General features: G+C 65.1%; 16 protein-coding genes. 3 read left to right on the top strand and 13 right to left on the bottom strand.

The genetic code is table 11. The annotated features are described in order from the left end of the window. The first annotated feature begins 369 nt into the window (after window positions 1–369). Window positions 370–1251: a LysR family transcriptional regulator gene (locus NKI25_RS23230; protein ID WP_023678060.1), complete on the top strand. Its 882-nt coding sequence runs from the start codon at window positions 370–372 to the stop codon at window positions 1249–1251. A 38-nt stretch (window positions 1252–1289) separates the two neighbouring features. On the opposite strand, the gene NKI25_RS23225 is transcribed toward NKI25_RS23230, so the two are convergent. From NKI25_RS23225 to rsfS, 8 genes are all read right to left on the bottom strand, one after another. Then, window positions 1290–2546, bottom strand: coding sequence for a D-amino acid dehydrogenase (locus NKI25_RS23225; RefSeq protein WP_502897415.1), 1257 nt, complete (start codon window positions 2544–2546; stop codon window positions 1290–1292). 138 nt (window positions 2547–2684) lie between these two features. Continuing rightward, window positions 2685–3836, bottom strand: coding sequence for an alanine racemase (gene alr, locus NKI25_RS23220; protein ID WP_352999527.1), 1152 nt, complete (start codon window positions 3834–3836; stop codon window positions 2685–2687). 29 nt (window positions 3837–3865) lie between these two features. Continuing rightward, window positions 3866–4387, bottom strand: a complete 522-nt coding sequence (locus NKI25_RS23215; RefSeq protein WP_352574652.1) for an RNA pyrophosphohydrolase — start codon at window positions 4385–4387, stop codon at window positions 3866–3868. A 1-nt stretch (window position 4388) separates the two neighbouring features. Then, the gene (locus NKI25_RS23210; protein WP_023678064.1) at window positions 4389–5585 is read right to left on the bottom strand and encodes a divergent polysaccharide deacetylase family protein; all 1197 of its coding nucleotides are present in this window, start codon (window positions 5583–5585) and stop codon (window positions 4389–4391) included. 203 nt (window positions 5586–5788) lie between these two features. Beyond that, window positions 5789–7114, bottom strand: coding sequence for a S41 family peptidase (locus NKI25_RS23205; protein ID WP_023678065.1), 1326 nt, complete (start codon window positions 7112–7114; stop codon window positions 5789–5791). Further along, on the bottom strand, window positions 7115–8458 hold the full coding sequence (locus NKI25_RS23200; RefSeq protein ID WP_352644596.1) for a murein hydrolase activator EnvC family protein: 1344 nt from the start codon (window positions 8456–8458) through the stop codon (window positions 7115–7117). 151 nt (window positions 8459–8609) lie between these two features. Beyond that, complete coding sequence (rlmH, locus tag NKI25_RS23195) at window positions 8610–9092, bottom strand: 23S rRNA (pseudouridine(1915)-N(3))-methyltransferase RlmH (protein ID WP_023678067.1); 483 nt, start codon at window positions 9090–9092, stop codon at window positions 8610–8612. A 61-nt stretch (window positions 9093–9153) separates the two neighbouring features. Next, entirely contained in the window at window positions 9154–9531 is a 378-nt protein-coding gene (gene rsfS, locus NKI25_RS23190; RefSeq protein ID WP_023678068.1) for a ribosome silencing factor, read from the bottom strand. A gap of 239 nt (window positions 9532–9770) precedes the next feature. On the opposite strand from rsfS, the gene NKI25_RS23185 reads away from it, so the two are divergent. After that, the gene (locus NKI25_RS23185) at window positions 9771–10628 is read left to right on the top strand and encodes a mechanosensitive ion channel family protein (RefSeq protein ID WP_023678069.1); all 858 of its coding nucleotides are present in this window, start codon (window positions 9771–9773) and stop codon (window positions 10626–10628) included. A gap of 29 nt (window positions 10629–10657) precedes the next feature. On the opposite strand, the gene NKI25_RS23180 is transcribed toward NKI25_RS23185, so the two are convergent. The 5 genes from NKI25_RS23180 to obgE form a co-directional block, all read right to left on the bottom strand. Next, on the bottom strand, window positions 10658–11947 hold the full coding sequence (locus tag NKI25_RS23180) for an MFS transporter (protein ID WP_023678070.1): 1290 nt from the start codon (window positions 11945–11947) through the stop codon (window positions 10658–10660). Window positions 11948–12021: 74 nt separating this feature from the next. Then, window positions 12022–12609, bottom strand: a complete 588-nt coding sequence (locus NKI25_RS23175) for a nicotinate-nucleotide adenylyltransferase (protein ID WP_031212055.1) — start codon at window positions 12607–12609, stop codon at window positions 12022–12024. Window positions 12610–12859: 250 nt separating this feature from the next. Then, window positions 12860–14146: a glutamate-5-semialdehyde dehydrogenase gene (locus NKI25_RS23170; protein ID WP_023678072.1), complete on the bottom strand. Its 1287-nt coding sequence runs from the start codon at window positions 14144–14146 to the stop codon at window positions 12860–12862. A 13-nt stretch (window positions 14147–14159) separates the two neighbouring features. Next, the gene (proB, locus tag NKI25_RS23165) at window positions 14160–15314 is read right to left on the bottom strand and encodes a glutamate 5-kinase (RefSeq protein ID WP_023678073.1); all 1155 of its coding nucleotides are present in this window, start codon (window positions 15312–15314) and stop codon (window positions 14160–14162) included. Window positions 15315–15316: 2 nt separating this feature from the next. Then, a complete protein-coding gene (gene obgE / locus NKI25_RS23160) occupies window positions 15317–16348 on the bottom strand; it encodes a GTPase ObgE (RefSeq protein ID WP_352450880.1) in 1032 nt (343 codons plus the stop codon). Window positions 16349–16520: 172 nt separating this feature from the next. On the opposite strand from obgE, the gene NKI25_RS23155 reads away from it, so the two are divergent. Next, a complete protein-coding gene (locus NKI25_RS23155) occupies window positions 16521–17390 on the top strand; it encodes an endonuclease/exonuclease/phosphatase family protein (RefSeq protein WP_023678075.1) in 870 nt (289 codons plus the stop codon). Window positions 17391–17398 lie beyond the last annotated feature (8 nt).

Raw genomic sequence — 17398 nt, 5'->3', positions numbered from 1 at the left:
CCCTGGTTCGTGATGAGGCATTGTCCGCCTTTGCGGGAGCGATGGCAACGCGAGCGAAAACGCAACCGTTGTGCGGAGAATAGATAGCGGTTGACGGCAGAGCATCAATTCTCGCAAATAGGAAGAATGCAGGTCCCCAGCAGCAAGGATTGAGATTGAGTTCCTTCACCGCCCCCCTCTGTCCTGCCGGACATCTCCCCCTCAAGGGGGGAGATTGGCTGTCACGCCCGCCTTCGGAAATCTTCACCGCGGCAAGAAAGACGCCTGCGGCGAAACTGCCAATCTCCCCCCTTGAGGGGGAGATGTCCGGCAGGACAGAGGGGGGCGCGAAGGAACGCGGTTTTGATCGTTATCGCCAGGACCACCCTCATGAACTGGGATGATGCCCGTATCTTCCTTGCCGTAGCGCGGGCCGGCCAGATCCTCGGCGCCGCCAGGCGGCTGGAGCTTAATCACGCGACCGTCTCGCGCCGCATTGCCGCCCTCGAGGATGCGCTCAGGACAAAACTGTTTCGCCGGCTTACCACCGGCAGCGAGCTGACGCCGGCGGGCGAGCGTTTCCTCGAGATTGCCGAACGCATGGAGGGCGACATGATCGCCGCGCGCTCGACCGTTTCAGGCGAAGGCGACGACGTCTCGGGCACCGTGCGCATCGGCGCGCCGGATGGCTTTGGCGTCGCCTTCCTGGCCAGGCGCCTCGGCGCGCTGACCGCTCTGCACCGTGAGCTCACCATCCAGCTGGTGCCGGTGCCACGCTCCTTCTCTTTGTCCCGGCGCGAGGCCGACATTGCCATCACCGTCGAACGGCCGACGGAAGGCCGCCTGGTGGCGGGAAAGCTGGTCGACTACACGCTCGGCCTGTTCGCGTCGCGGGCCTACGCCGACACCCATGGCCTGCCCGGAACCGCCGCCGAGCTAGGCCAGCATACGCTGATCGGCTACGTGCCGGACCTGATCGTCAGTCGCTCGCTCGACTACGCGGCCGAATTCAGCCCCGACTGGCGCACCAGCTTCGCCATTTCCTCGGCGCTCGGCCAAGCCGAAGCGGTGCGTTCCGGCGCCGGCATCGGCATCCTGCACACCTTCGTTGCCCGCTCGATGCCGGAGCTGGTGCCTCTCGATATCGTTGCGCCCATCCGCCGCGCCTACTGGCTGGTCTACCACGAATCGGTCAGGCCGCTGCGCCGCGTCCAGGTCGTCGCGAGCTTCATTACCAAGGCCGTCGAACGGGACAGGGGTTTGTTCGCGTGAGCCCTGCCGGCCGCTGGCTGTCTTAGCTGGTGGGCGTCTTACTTGGCGTACCGTCCGGGCCCGAGATCGCCGACGTCGATCTCGGGCACCCGGCTGGAGATGATGTCGGCCAGAACTTTGGCCGAGCCGCAGGCCATGGTCCAGCCGAGTGTGCCATGGCCGGTGTTGAGATAGAGATTGGAGAAATCGGTGCGGCCGATCAGCGGCGGCCCGTCCGGTGTCATCGGCCGCAGCCCGCACCAGAAGGTCGCCGATCGCATGTCGCCGCTGCCCGGAAACAGGTCGCCGACCGAATGTTCGAGCGTGCGCCGCCGCGATTCGTGCAGCCGCAGGTCGAAGCCGGAAATCTCCGCCGTGCCGCCGACCCGGATACGGTCGCCGAGCCGGGTGATCGCTACTTTGTAGCTCTCGTCCATCACGGTCGAGACCGGTGCGGCGGCGGCGTCCTTGATCGGCAGGGTGATCGAATAGCCCTTGACCGGGTAGACCGGGATGGGCCGCTTCAGCATGCGCATGAACCGTGCCGAATAGCTGCCCATCGCCATCACATAGGCATCAGCGACCATCCAGCCCTTGCTGGTGCTGACGTTGGTGATGCGATCGCGCTTCTTGACGACGCGCCGTATCTCCGTGTCGTATTCGAAGGTGACGCCGCGTGCCGCGCAAAGCTCGGCAAGCCTGTCGGTGAACATCTTGCAGTCGCCGGTTTCGTCGCCGGGCAACCGCAGGCCACCGACGAATTTTTCGCGCACGCCGGCCAGCCCAGGCTCGGCCGCAATGCAGCCGTCGGGGTCGAGGACCTCGTAGGGGACGCCATAGGCCTTCAGCACCTCGACATCGCCGCCGACGCCGTCGAGCTGCTTTTGCGTTCGGAAGAGCTGCAGCGTGCCCTTGGCGCGCTCGTCATAGGCGATGCCGGTCGCCTCGCGCAGCGCCTTCAGCGTGTCGCGGCTGTACTCGGCCAGCGGCACCATGCGCGCCTTGTTCAGCGCGTAGCGTTCAGCCGTGCAATTGCGCAGCATCTTGACCAGCCACATCCACATATGCGGATCGAGGGCCGGTCGCACCACCAGTGGACCGTGCTTCATCAAAAGCCATTTGATGGCCTTCAGCGGAACGCCGGGCCCGGCCCAGGGCGAGGCATAGCCGGGCGAGATCTCGCCGGCATTGGCAAAGCTGGTTTCCAGCGCCGGGCCTTTCTGGCGATCGATCACCGTCACCTGATGACCGGCCTCGGCAAGAAAATAGGCGGTGGTGACCCCGATCACGCCGCCGCCCAGCACGAAGATCTTCATCGTTTGGTTCTCCGCGGCGGCATCTCGTCGGGATTCGAGACCGGGATCATCGCCGCCTCATGTCTGCCGGATTCTGTGGCGTCAGCCAAGTGCCGATGCTTAGGGAAAAGACATGCGTGAGGACAACAACCTTGCGTCCTAGCCATTCACATAGCGCCGGTGGAAACGGTGGCCGAGGCTGGTCAAGACCTCATAGCCGATGGTGCCGGCTTGGCCGGCTACCTGGTCCACCGTCTGCGACGACGGTCCAATGAGTTCGACGAGGTCGCCGGCCTTCAGCCTGCCGGGCGGCAATGCGGAAATGTCGAGGATGATCGAATCCATCGAAACCCGGCCGACGAAGGGCAGCCGCACATTTTCGAGCCAGGCGGAGGAAGCGGCGCGTCGATGCCAGCCATCGCCATAGCCGAGCGAAATCGTAGCCGCGGCAAGCGGAGCCTTGGTGTGGAAAGTGTGACCGTAGCCGACACCGGCGCCGGCCTCCAATATCCGCGTCTGGATGACCTTGGCTTGCAATCGCACCACCGGCAGCATCGGATTGTCCTTCGCCGGCGTCGGATTGACGCCATAGAGAGCGGCACCCGGACGAACGAGGTCGTAGTGATAGCGCTGCCCGAGAAAAATGCCTGATGAATTGGCAAAGGAAGCCGGCGCTTCCGGCAGCATCCGGCGCAGCCGTTCGAATTCCAGCCGCTGCCGCTCGTTGGCCGGCTGCTCGGGTTCATCGGCGCAGGCGAGATGGCTCATCACGAACGTCAGTTCGACACCGTCGAAAGCCTGCGGATCCTGCGCGACTGCCTTCACCTCGGATGGCGTCATGCCGAGCCGCGACATGCCGCTGTCGACCTGGAGGGCGGCTGGCAATTTGCGGCCCACCCGCCCCGCCGCTTCACGCCATGCCGAGAGCTGGCTGGCGCTGTTGAGTACGGTGCAAAGCCCTGCCGCAACCGCTTCCCTTTCCGCACCCGGCGGAATGCCGTTCAGCACATAAATGGCCGGGTCTGAGCCGAGCGCCTTGCGCAGCAAGATGCCGCCGGCCAAATGCGCAACAAAGAAAGTATTACAGCCCTCACCCATCAGCGCCGCCGCCACCGGCGCCGCGCCAATCCCATAGCCGTCGGCCTTGACCACTCCAGCACAGCCGACGCCGCCCAGCCGCGCCTTCAGCCGCCGGTAGTTCTCACGGACGGCGCCGAGATCGATGGTCAGGATCGCCCCTGCCGCGGCTTCGCTGATCGGTTCGCCCAGGGTGACGGTCGGCGGAAGAGATTTGCTGGAGATGTCGTTCATGCCGACCTGTTTTAACGGAAGGCCGGCGGCTACGCCACCAGGTGCCGGAACGCCGCCACCACGTCTTCGTAGACCTTGCGCTTGAACGGCACGATTAGGCCCGGCAATTCCAGCATCGGCCGCCACGCCCACCGGTCGAACTCGGCCTTGTGGCCACCCGGCGGCGGATTGATCGCGATCTCGGTTTCGTCGCCGTGGAAACGGAAGGCAAACCATTTCTGCGTCTGGCCGCGATATCGTCCCTTGAAGGCGACGCCGACCAGATGCGCCGGCAGGTCGTATTTGATCCAGTGCGGCGCCTCGGCCAGCAGCGACACCGAACGCATGCCGGTCTCTTCGTAAAGTTCACGCGCCGCCGCGGGCAGCGGCTCCTCGCCATCATCGATGCCGCCCTGCGGCATCTGCCAGAGCTGCGTCGTTCCAGCGAATTCGCTGTCCGGCTCGGCAATGCGACGGCCGACCCAGACCAGGCCGGCCTCATTGAGGACCATCACCCCTACGCAGGGCCGGTAGGGCAGCGTCTCGGGGTCAACGAGCTTGTTCTTTGCCATCTCAGCCTTTTTCCGGATCTATGGCCACCGCCGAAACCGGCACGATCTCGATGCCACGCTTCTTGGCCTCGGTCACCCAGGAAGACACGGTATCCACCGTCAGGTCGAAAGCCGAGCCGATGCCGACGGCAAACCCTTTCGCCCGTGCCGTCGCTTCCAGCCCATCCAGTTTCTTCAATATGGCGCCGCGGTCCTGCACCGCATCGATCGCCGTATCGCCGCCGACGAACGGCACGCCGTCCTTCAGCGCCAGTTCGGGTGCCAGGCTGCGCGCCGACGAACCGTCGTCGACATAGGCCAGACCACGCTTGCCAAGCTCGGCCATCAACGGCCCCATCGCCGTCGCGTCGGCCGAAAAGCGGGCGCCCATATAGTTCATGACGCCGGTGTAGTTGGTCGTTCGCGACAGCGCCCAGCGTAAATTCTTCAAATTCTCGTCCGGCGTTGCAGCCACGGTCAGCGTGTTACGGCCGGGATTGACGTTCGGATAGTCGAACGGCTCAAGCGGTACCTGCATGATGACCTCATGGCCGCTCTGCCGCGCCACCTGCATCCAGCGGCCGATGCTGTTGCCTTGCGGCGCGAAGGCCAGCGTCACTTCCGCCGGCAGCTTGGCGATGGCTGCCTGCGTGCCGGTCTGCGACACGGCAAGCCCGCCGATGACGAGCGCGACGCGTGCACCGCGAGCCCCGGACCACGGCCGCGCATAGACATCGAACGGGCGCCTGCCGTCGGCGGCGCGGATCGGCAACGGACCGGTTTCGCTGGCCTCGACCAGCGCCTTGTCGGGAATGTGCGCGATCCTGAGGTTCTGGCCGATCGTCGAAGGGTCGCGGATGACGATGGCCGCATTGGGTGGACCGTCGCCCTCTTCGGTCTGGACATGGATGATCTGCGGACCGCCCGTCTTCGGCCCGCTTATGTTGGCCCCCCTTGCGTTGCTTGGCGCAGCCATTTCGGGCGTCGCCTTGGCGGGCGCGGCGACGGTATCCGCCGCCGGCGTCTTCGGCGTCGAAACGGCTACTTCTTGCAGCTTCCGGAACGGCTTGTCTCGCAAGGCGATCGCGCTGGAGACGCCGACCACGGACAGCACGACAAGCGCGGCCGCGACCGCACCGGCGCTGATCCCGCTGCCTGAGCGCGGCAGCCGGATCGCCTGTCCGAGAGGTCGTTCTATGTCCTTGCCGATATCAGCCAAGCCCGCACCCCCCGGCGTGCATCCCCGAAGTAAACCTTCTCCGGAGGCGCAAAATCCAAAATGTCGGCGCGTCCCCTTGCTCCACTGGACGCGCAGCATGCCGGCCGCGGCCCCCGAATCAAACTGCCGGAGCCTCGCGGCCCCGGCAGCATCGCATCGCTTCGCTCAGGCAGCCAGACCTGTTTGGCCCGGCTTGCCCGCCCTTACTGGTTCAACACGGCCTTTTGCGGATTCGGCGGGAACGCCGGATCGGTCTTCTGGCCGCGCAGCAGTTGCTCGGCATAGATGAGCTGCAAATCGTCCTTGGGTTCCGGCGGCACATAGGCGGCCGAGCCCGAACCGGTCGTGCTTTCGTCGGCGCCCTTGATATGGCCCTTGAGGTCCGATTCGCCGCGCGTCAGGTCCCTGCCCTGCAGTTCCGCCGGCAGCGGCTGGTCGACCTTGATGTCGGGCGTGATGCCCTTGCCCTGGATCGACTTGCCGGACGGCGTGTAATAGAGCGCCGTCGTCAACCGCAGTGCCCCGTTCTCGCCGAGCGGAATGATGGTCTGCACCGAACCCTTGCCGAAGGACTGCGTGCCGACCACGGTGGCGCGGCGCAGATCCTGCAGCGCGCCGGCAACGATTTCCGATGCGCTGGCCGAGCCGCCATTGACGAGCACGATCAGCGGCTTGCCGCCGATGTCGTCGCCGGCCCGCGCGTCGAAGCGGGTGACGTCCTTCGGATCGCGGCCGCGCGTCGAGACGATCTCGCCACGGTCGAGGAAGGCATCCGACACGCTCACCGCCTGGTCGAGCAAACCGCCCGGATTGAGGCGCAGGTCGAGCACGTAGCCCTTGAGCTTGTCGTTCGGCACCTGCTTCTTGATGGTGTCGATGGCATTCTCGAGGTCGTCATAGGTCTTTTCGGTAAAGGAGGTGATCTTCATGTAGCCGATGTCGTTTTCGACCCGGAACTTGACCGCCTTGACCTTGATGATATCGCGCACGACGGTCAGTTCGATCGGCTTGTCGGCGCCCTGGCGCAGGATGGTGAGCTTGATCGGCGTATTGACCAGCCCGCGCATCTTCTCGACGGCGTCGTTGAGGGTCAGGCCGCGGACCTCCTCGCCGTCGATCTTGGCGATATAGTCGCCGGCGAGCACGCCTGCCTTGGCGGCCGGCGTATCGTCGATCGGCGTGATCACCTTGACCAGGTCGTTCTCCATGGTGACCTCGATGCCGAGGCCGCCGAATTCGCCCTTGGTCTGCACGCGCATGTCCTGCGCTTCTTCGGCATTCATGTAGGAGGAGTGTGGGTCGAGCGACGACAGCATGCCGTTGATGGCATTTTCAACCAGCGACTTGTCGTCGGGCGGCGTCACATAATTCGCCCTTACCCGTTCGAAGATATCGCCGAAGATCGCCAGTTGCTTATAGGTCTCGGAGCCCGCAGCCTTCGCTGTCGAGCCGGGCGCGCCATAGACCAGGCTCATCGCCGATGCACCCATCAGCGCACCGGCAAACAGAAGCGACAGTTTCCGCATTATTCACGTCCTTCCAGAAAAACGGTCCGCCCACCATGGGGCCGGATCGACGGGTTTTCCATCCTTGCGGAACTCGACATAGAGCTCCGGTGTGGCATTTCCATTCTTCGATGCCGAGGTGCTCGCCACCCGGGCCTCTCCCATCGCGCCGACCGGCTCACCTGCGAGCACCGACTGGCCAGACGCGACGCTGATTCTGCTCATCCCCGCCAGGACGACATGATAGCCGTCACCCGCATTCAGGATCAAGAGTTGACCGTAAGAGCGGAAAGGCCCCGCATAAAGCACATTTCCATCCGCCGGCGCTGTGACGATGGCTCCCGATTGTGTCGCAACCATGTCACCGAGCATCACCGCGCCGTTACCGTCGTCGGCCCCGAAGCGCCGCTTGATCCTGCCGGTGACCGGCAGCGCGATCTGCCCTTGAAGCGCGGAAAACGGCGCGGCAGCGGTGAGCCTGTTGCTCTCCGGCACCGGCAGCGAGGCCAATTCCGTCGGCGCCGCAGCCGATGCCGGGCCCTTGTCGGCGTCGGCCGTCTTTTGCTCGGCTGCCTTGGCCGCATCCGCCGCCTTGCGGGCTCTGTCGGCCTCGAGCGAGGCGATCAGTTCTTTCAGGCTGCCGGCCTTGGCCGCCAGCGTCGCGGACCGCTGCTTTTCGGCGGCCAGCGCGGTTTGCGTATCGGCGGCGAGCTTCTGCTTGGCTTCGAGCAGCATGCCGAGCCGCTTTTTTTCCGCCGCCTGCTCGCCGACAGCTGCCGTCAGCCGCGCCCGCTCGGCCTCGATCGAGGCCGTCACCCGCGACTGCTCCTTGAGGTCGGCCAGCAACATGTCGGTCTGGTGGCGCAGTTCCGGCACCACGGCACCGAGCAGGATGGCGCTGCGCACCGACGACAATGCGTCCTCCGGCTTGACCAGGATCGCCGGCGGCGGATTGAGCCCCATGCGCTGCAGCGCGCCGAGCACTTCGGCCAGAACGTCGCGTCTGGCGGCCAGTGAGGCGCGGATCTTCTGCCCCTGCGCCTTCAGCCCTTCCAGCTTGCCGCCAATGTCCTCGATGTCCTGGCCGAGCTTCTGCTCGGTCATCGCCGACTGGATCAGCGCCGCGGTGATCGAGGCGTGGTCCTTCTTGACAGCCGCTATGTCAGCGGCGAGCTTGGCCAGCCGCTCGGACGACTGCGTGATCTCTTTCGATACTTTTTCGTATTCGGCGCGGCTCTGGTCCGGGTCGGGCGCCAGGTCGAGCGTGTTCTCGGCCCGCGCGACGCCGAGCGAAAGCGCGATCGTCGCCACGGCGATGCCGTAGCGCACGCGCCAGGAGCCCGTTCGTGATTTCCAGTCTTCAGACATTGAAGCCCAACTCTATGCGCGGCTTCGTTAACGAACCATCAACCATGTTCGAGCCCCGGCCGTCATCGACAAACCCCATGAGCCCAAACTGTCGATGAGCATTGGGGCAAAAATCCGGGCGGCTGGCATCAATTCGCCGACGGAGCCGACTTCATGAACGATGGTAGGGGTGACCGGAAAGGATCGTGGCCGCCCGGTAAAGCTGCTCGCCCAGCATCACGCGGACGAGCTGATGCGGCCAGGTCAGCGCGCCGAGCGACACCGTCAGATCAGCCAGGTCGCGCAGTGACTGGTCATGGCCGTCGGCGCCGCCAATGGCGATCACCAGCGCCTTGCGCCCGCCATCGCGCAGCGAACCTATGCGACCGGCGAAATCCTCGGAGGAAAGGTTCTTGCCGCGCTCATCCAGCAGCATCAGCGCCGTGCCCGGTTGCAAGTGCGTCTGCAGTTTCTGGCCTTCCTCGCGCCGGCGCTCATTGGCCGTCTGCGCGCGACCTTCGGCAATCTCGACGATCCCGGCGAATTCGAGGCCCACGGCAGGACCGCTCCTGGCAAAACGCTCGAAATAGCGGTCGGCCAACTGCTTCTCGGGGCCGGCTTTCATTCGGCCCACGGCATGAACCGTAATCTTCATCCCTGCCTCGAAGAGCCGCTGATGCATGTCGGACGACGACATGCATCAAGACGAATACGGCTCAGTGGAGGGTCTCCTCCTCGAGATCGGGCGCCTGCCACATCTTTTCGAGATTGTAGAAATCGCGGACCTCGGGACGGAAGACATGGACGATGATGTCGCCCGAATCGATCAGGACCCAGTCGGCGCCAGCCAGCCCCTCGACGCGTGCAGTGCCGAGCCCGGCATCCTTCAGCGCCTTGAGGAGATGATCGGCAACAGCCGAGACATGACGGTGCGATCGGCCCGACGCGACGACCATGTAGTCGCCGAGGCTCGATTTCCCCTGAATGTCGATTGAGACGATGTTTTCGGCCTTGGAGTCTTCCAGACTGGCAAGGACTGTCTTGATGGCGCGGGACACGGCGTCGTTTACGCTGATCCCGGCCGGCGAAGGCACGATGTCGGCCTTCTTCCGCAGTGCTGTTCTCAGTGTATTTCCTTTCGCAGCAAGAACAACCAAATCACCTCTGAAATCAGGTGACACTGCTTAGATAGGCAGAGTTAGGTTGCAGTTTCAAGACACCGCTCGCAAGCAGGCACCCGGCAGCGGCCGAATATCCGGCTTTTCGGGCCAGAAAATCGGAACCGCCTCGCCCCGCAGCGGTTATCGGCTCATCCACGAACCGGAATCCCGACATGCCGATCGATCCCCAGAACGCTCTCCTCACCGTGCAATCCGGCCTGGCGCAACTCAGCACGCTGATCGTCTCCTACTCGCTTTCGGCGGTCGGCGCCGTCATCCTGCTGGTCATCGGCTACATCGTCGCCGGCCTCGCCGAGCGTTCGATCTATGCCGGCCTCGGCCATATCAGCGGCTTCGACGAAACGCTCCGCCATTTCTTCTCGCAGGTCGTCCGCTACGCCATCCTGGGACTGGTCGTAATCATGGTTCTCGGCCAGTTCGGCGTGCAGACGGCTTCGATCATTGCCGCTATCGGTGCCGCCGGCCTGGCCATCGGCCTGGCGCTGCAAGGCACGCTGCAGAACATTGCCGCCGGCATCATGCTCCTGGCGCTGCGGCCGTTCCGCATCGGCGAATATGTCGAAGTCGGCGCGATATCCGGCACCGTCGAGGAGATCGGGCTGTTTGCCACAACGCTGAGGACGGTCGAAGGCGTCTACGTGCTTGCACCCAACTCGACCCTGTGGAACCAGCCGGTCCGCAATTTCACCCGCAACGGTGTGCGCCGCGGCGACATCACGCTCAGCATCGGCTCCTGGAACGACATCGATTTTGCGCAGAAGACCATGCTCGGTGTCGCCGCCGCCGACCGACGCGTCAGGCGGCAGCCGGCGCCGATCGCCTTTGTCGCGACTGTCGGCGACAGCACCGTCGCCATCACCCTGCGCTACTGGACGGCGGCTGCCGATTTCTTCGCCGCCCAGATCGACCTCACCAAGAGCGTCAAGCAGGCGTTCGATGCCGAAGGCCTTTCAATCCCGGCGCCGGCGCCGCAAGTGCCGCAGCCGGAGGCCTCAGCCACGCAGCAATAGAGCATTTGAACCCGGCCGGCAGATGGCCCTCAAAGCTCTCCGCGCCCGCGCTGATCTTCGGGCGCGAAGGCGAGATCGACAGGCAACGGCGCCTGCGCCGTCATTGGCGCGAAACTGCCGGTCTCGGTGGCGGGCACCGGCCGAACCATGACGACGCGCCAGAGAACGAACAGGCAGTAGGCTGTGGCAATGACGATTGCCACATAGATGAAGGCCTGCGTGCCGTAGACGGCGGAAAGTCCGGTCACAATGCCGGGTACGACGAAGCCGGACAGCGACCAGGCAAACAAAAGCGAGCTCGACAACGCCACCATGTCGTCCTTGCCGGCGCGGTCGCCGGCATGGGCGCTGGCAAGCGAATAGATCGATTCCGAGGCGCCGTCCCAGACCACATAGATGACGAGCAGCACCGCCAGCGCGCCGCCGTCGAAACCGAGGGCAAACAGGCCCGCCGCGGCGGCAAGCGCCGACGCCGCGATCAGCACAAAGCGCCGGTCGGTGCGGTCGGAAATCCAGCCGAGCGGAATCTGCAGGATCAGCGTGCCGACCGGCATTGCCGAAAGCAGCAAGGCGACGTCGGCCTGGCTGTAGCCCTTGGCCGTGGCATGGATCGGCGCAAAACCCGAGATCGTCATCGACAGGCCGCCGACGGCAAGCATACCGGCAACGCCGACCGGGGAGATCCGCCAGGCGCGGCCGAGCGCCACGGACGCCGCTTGCGGCGCCGGCGGCTGCGCAAGCCGCGTCAGCCCGACGGGAAGGATCGACAGCGCGGTGAAGGCAATGCCGATCAGCGGCGCGTCGGCCGCGCGGATATCGATCAACGCCAGCGTCGAGTAGCCGACGCCGAGCCCGGCGACGTAGGCAACGTAGAAGATAGCCATGACCCGGCCGCGGATGGCGTTGGCGACGACATCGTTCAGCCAGCTCTGCGCGACAATGAACAGGCCGCATATGGCAAAGCCGTAGAGTGCCCGTGCAGCGATCCATGGCAATGGGTGCGGCCCCGCGCCGACCGCGGCGTTGGACAGCACGATCAGCGCCGACAGCACCATGAACACGCGGGCATGGCCGACACGCCGCACCAGCGGCCCGGTCAGGATGCAGCCGGCGAGGCCGCCAGCCGAAAGGCCGGTGACGATCAGCCCCGCCCATGTCGGATCGAAGCCCTCGGCGCCGAGCCGGACTGGGATATAGGCGAACATCAGCCCATTGCCGACGGCGATCAGCGCCATCGACAAAAGGATGCTGGCAATGGCGATCGACGGCGCCGGCTGCCCTAGACCGTTCTTGTCCTGGTCGCGCTCGAGAATCGTCATGACCGAGGATCGCCCATCAAGCAGGTCAAGGCAGCGGCAAAAGCGACATCACCGGACTTGCCTTCCGCGCCGGTTCAGCCCTTTGCCACCTTGCGGATCGCGCTCGACGACAGCGACGAACGCGGGCCGTGGATGAAGGTCCAGGCCGGCGCCGTCATGCGGGCGAGCCGCGGTGCGTCGCCCTCGTCGACGCGGGCATAGTCGAAGGTCTTGGCGACCACCGACGACAGGAACGACAGCGTCGCGCCTGGCCGGTCGACCACCGCGATCGGGAACGTCATGACGATGCGGCGCCAGCGCTGCCAGCGGTGGAAGTCGCGAAGCGAGTCGGCGCCCATGATCCAGACAAAATCGACGCCCGGGTTACGCGCCTTGACCAGCGCCAGCGTGTCGGCGGTGAAGCGGACGCGGTGGGCCGCCTCGAATGCGGTGACCTTGATCTTCGGGTTCTTCGCGATCTTTTCGGATAGCTGCAGCCGCTCGGCCAGCGGCGCCAGGTCTCCGGCATTCTTGAGCGGATTGCCGGGCGTCACCATCCACCACAGCTGATCGAGCGCAAGGCGTCTGAGTGCGATCTCGGCGACCAGCGCATGGCCGGCATGCGGCGGGTTGAACGAACCGCCGAACAGCCCGACCGCCACGCCTTTCCCGGCATGCGGCATCTTGAGATAGCGGGAGGATATGGCATGTTCGGACAAGGCAAGCATGCGTCAGGCACCCCCCTCTGCCGCGCCGGGCATCTCCCCCTCAAGGGGGGAGATTGTCAGCTTCATCGCAGGCGCAAATCTTGCAACGCCGCCGATTGGCGAAATCAGAAATGACAGCCAATCTCCCCCCTTGAGGGGGAGATGTCCGGCAGGACAGAGGGGGGTGGCTGGGCGCACGCCTCTCAGGCTCGGACTGTGGACGGATTCAAGGCCTCACCTGTCCCGACCCGCGCACGCGATATTTGAACGAGGTCAGTTGCTCGACGCCGACCGGCCCGCGTGCATGCATCTTGCCGGTGGCGATGCCGATCTCGGCGCCCATGCCGAACTCGCCGCCATCGGCAAACTGGGTCGAGGCGTTGTGCAGAAGAATCGCCGAATCGACCTCGTTGAAGAACCGGTCGACCGCTGTGGCGTCCTCGGCGATGATCGCCTCGGTGTGATGCGAGGAAAACGTCTCGATATGCTCGATGGCGCCGCCAATGCCGTCGACCAGCTTCACCGCAATGATGGCATCGAGATACTCGGTCACCCAGTCTGCATCGGTCGCGGGCTGGGCATCGGCATAAAGCCTCAGCGCCTCGGCATCGGCATGGATCTCGCAGCCTGCCGCCCGCAAGGCCTCGAGGATCGGCACCAGGTGCGTGCCGGCGGCGGCACGGTCGACCAGCAGCGTCTCGGCAGCACCGCACACCCCGGTGCGCCGCATCTTGGCATTGACCGCGATCTTGACCGCCATGTCGAGATCAGCCGATCGGTCGATATAGAGATGGCAGATGCCCTCGAGATGCGCGAAGACCGGCACCCGCGCCTCGTTCTGCACACGCTCGACCAGGCTGCGGCCGCCGCGCGGAATGATGACCTCGAGATTGCCGGAAAGTCCTTTCAGCATTTCGCCGACGGCGGCGCGATCGGTAGTCGGCACCAATTGTATGGCATCCTCCGGCAGCCCGGCTGCCTTCAGCCCCTCGACCAGGCAGGCATGGATAGCGGCGGAAGAATTCGCCGAATCCGAGCCGCCGCGCAGGATCACCGGATTGCCCGCCTTGAGGCAGAGCGCGCCGGCATCGGCGGTCACGTTAGGCCGGCTCTCATAGATGACGCCGACGACACCGAGCGGCGTGCGCACCCGTTCGATATGCAACCCGTTCGGCCGGTCCCATGCGGCAATGACATCGCCGACCGGATCGCGTAACCCGGCGATCTCGCTGATACCGTCTGCCATGGCGCGGATGCGGGCGGGATCGAGCTTCAGCCGATCCATCGACGCTGCCGATAGGCCAGCCTCCCTGCCATTTCTGATGTCGATGGCATTGGCGTCGAGGATGTCCTGCTCATGCCGAAGGATCGCCTGAGCCATGCCGAACAGCGCCGCGTGCTTGCGCTCGGCCGCAGCGATGGCCAGCGGGCGGGCCGCGGCACGCGCGCGGCGGCCGATATCGGCCATCAGCGCCACGGTATCATCCCGGGATTTTTCATGCAGCGTCAGCATGGCTCATCCTCCGCTATGTAACCTGGTCACCGACTACTTGCTCGCCACCGGCATGGCTCACCACAAGATCGTCGCGGTGGATCATCGCCGAACGCGCCTCGTAGCCGAGCACGGTTTCGATCTCTGTCGTCCTCAGCCCAGCGATCCTTACGGCATCGGCGGCATCATAGGCAACCAGCCCGCGCGCGATCTCGCGGCCCTCGGGCGACAGGATCGCCACCGTGTCGCCACGCGCAAAATTGCCGCTGACCAGTTTGACCCCGGCCGGCAGCAGCGACTTGCCGGAGAGCAGCGCGCCGATGGCGCCGGCATCGACGGTCAGCCGGCCGGCCGGTTCGAGCTGCCCGGCGATCCAGGTCTTGTAGCCCTTGACCGGATTGGCGCTCGGCCGGAAGAAGGTGGCACGCTCGCCGCGCTCGATTGCCAGCAGCGGCGACAGCCGCGTGCCCGATGTGATGATCATGGCGGTGCCGGCGGCGGTCGCGATCTTGCCGGCGTCGAGCTTGGTGCGCATGCCGCCGCGCGACAATTCCGAAGCAGCGGCACCCGCCATCGCTTCGATGTCGGGGGTGATGCGGTCGACGACCTGAATGAATCGAGCTTGCGGGTCACGCGCCGGCGGTGCCGTGTAGAGCCCGTCAACGTCGGAGAGCAGCACCAAAAGGTCGGCGCCCATCATAGTGGCGACGCGCGCCGCCAGCCGGTCGTTGTCGCCATAGCGGATTTCGGAGGTGGCCACCGTATCGTTCTCGTTGATGACCGGCACCGCCTTCATCTTGAGCAGTGTCGAGATCGTCGCCCGCGCGTTGAGATAGCGGCGGCGCTCTTCGGTGTCGCCGAGCGTCAGCAGGATCTGGCCCGATTTCAAGCCATTCTTGCCGAGCGCATCCGACCAGGCGCCGGCCAGCGCGATTTGCCCGACGGCGGCCGCCGCCTGACTCTCCTCGAGCTTCAGCGCCCGCTTGCCGAGGCCGAGAATGGTGCGGCCAAGTGCAATCGCGCCCGAAGACACGACGAGAATTTCGGCGCCGCCATTGGCCAGCACGGCGATGTCGTCCGCAAGCGAGGCCAGCCAGTCGCGCTTCAGGCCCGTCGTGCGGTCGACAAGCAGCGCCGAGCCGATCTTGACGGCAATGCGCCGATAATTTTTCAGCGATTGCGCGGCCATGGCTATGTGTTCCAGCGCGTCTCGACCGGCGCAGCGACAGCCTCGCGTGCATCGGCCACCACAGCGATCAGCGCGCGCAGCACCGCCTCGACGCCTTCGCCGGTGACTGCCGAAAGCAGCATCGGCGCGCGGCCGGCGGCACGTTTCAGCGAGGCGGTCTTTTTCTTGCGTGCGTCGGCATCGAGTATGTCGACCTGGGAAAGCGCGACGATCTCGACCTTGTCGGTCAGGCCGTTGCCGTAGGCTTCGAGTTCGGCACGCACGGTCTTGTAGGCATTGGCCGGATTTTCTTCCTGCGCCGAGACAAGATGCAGAAGGACACGCGTGCGCTCGACATGGCCAAGGAAGCGGTCGCCGATGCCGACACCTTCATGCGCGCCTTCGATCAGGCCCGGAATATCGGCAATGACGAATTCGCGACCGTCGATGCGGGCCACGCCAAGGCCCGGATGCAGCGTGGTGAAGGGATAGTCGGCGATCTTCGGCTTGGCCGCGGTGACCGCCGCCAGGAAGGTCGACTTGCCGGCGTTGGGCAGCCCGACAAGGCCGGCATCGGCGATCAGCTTAAGCCTGAGCCAGATGTTGAGCTCTTCGCCCGGCAGTCCGGGATTGGCGCGGCGCGGCGCCTGGTTGGTCGAGGTCTTGAAGTGCTGGTTGCCGAAACCGCCATTGCCGCCCTTGGCCAACAGAAAGCGCTGGCCGACGACCGTCAGATCGCAGATCAGCGTCTCATTGTCCTCGGCAAAGACCTGTGTTCCGGCCGGCACTTTCAGCGTTACGTCGGCACCCTTGGCGCCGGTCATGTTGCGGCCCATGCCGTGCGTCCCGGTCTTGGCCTTGAAATGCTGCTGGTAGCGATAGTCGATCAGCGTGTTCAGCCCATCGACCGCCTCGACCCAGACATCGCCGCCGCGACCGCCGTCGCCGCCGTCCGGGCCGCCGAACTCGATGAACTTTTCGCGCCGGAACGACACCGAACCGGCGCCGCCGTCGCCGGAGCGGATGTAGACCTTGGCTTGATCGAGAAATTTCATCGGATTGTATGGTTTCTGCTATTGGCTTTGCGGGATTGCTCTAAACCAAGGCGGGTCGAAGGGCGAGGGCCGTTTTTGCTACTGTAACGTCGCGCGTAGCTCTGGACGCGTACCATTTGGTTGACCCTTGCCGAAAAATCGATCCTCGGCTTTCCAAGCGCGAGATGTCGGAATGAAGCTGGTAACTTACAATATCCACTACGGCGTCGGCCTCGACGCCCGCTATGATGTCGGCCGTATCGCCGATGCCGTGCGCGGCGCCGACGTGATCGCGCTGCAGGAGGTCACCCGCGCCAACCCGAAGAATGGCGGCCGCGACATGGTGGCCGACCTCGGCGAGGCGCTGCCCGACTATTTTGCCGTCTACGGCAGCAATTTCGAAGCCGACGCCGGCTCGCGCCTGGAGAACGGCCGCGCCATCACGACCACCTTCCAGCTCGGCAACATGGTGCTGTCGAGGACGCCGATCCATCTGTCGCGCAATCTCCTTTTGCCGCGCAGCCGCAGTGTCGAGGCGATGAACTTCCAGCGCGGCGCGCTGGAGGCGCTGATCGAAACGCCGCTTGGTCCGATCCGCTTCTATTCCACCCATCTCGACCACCGTAGCCCGGTTGAACGGCTGAGCCAGATCCGCTTTCTGCGCCAGCGTCTGTTGAAATACCCGCTCGAGGGCGGCGGGCTCTCCGGCGTCGCCGAGATCGGCTTGCCGGACCTGCCTTGTCCCGAAGCCTTCGTCGTCATGGGCGACTTCAACATGCTGGCCGGATCGCCGGAACATGTCGAACTCGCCGGCCAGCCTGACCATGAATTCGGCATGCCGGTGACCGCCGACCTCGCCATCGATGCTGCCACCCGCCTCGGCGCTGCCGGCGCCGATCTCGTCACCTGGGTCGACCCCAAGCGGCCGGGCGATACCAGCCGCTACAAGCGCATCGACTACATCTTCACCAGCGCCTCGCTTGCCAAATCGCTGAGGCGCCTGTGGGTCGACCGGCAAGCGGCCGGTTCGGATCACTTGCCGATCTGGCTCGAGATGACGTGAGCCGCATC

Source organism: Mesorhizobium sp. M0808, from assembly GCF_040320025.1.
GTDB lineage: Bacteria > Pseudomonadota > Alphaproteobacteria > Rhizobiales > Rhizobiaceae > Mesorhizobium.
This window is presented reverse-complemented; position numbering and strand designations above follow the sequence as displayed.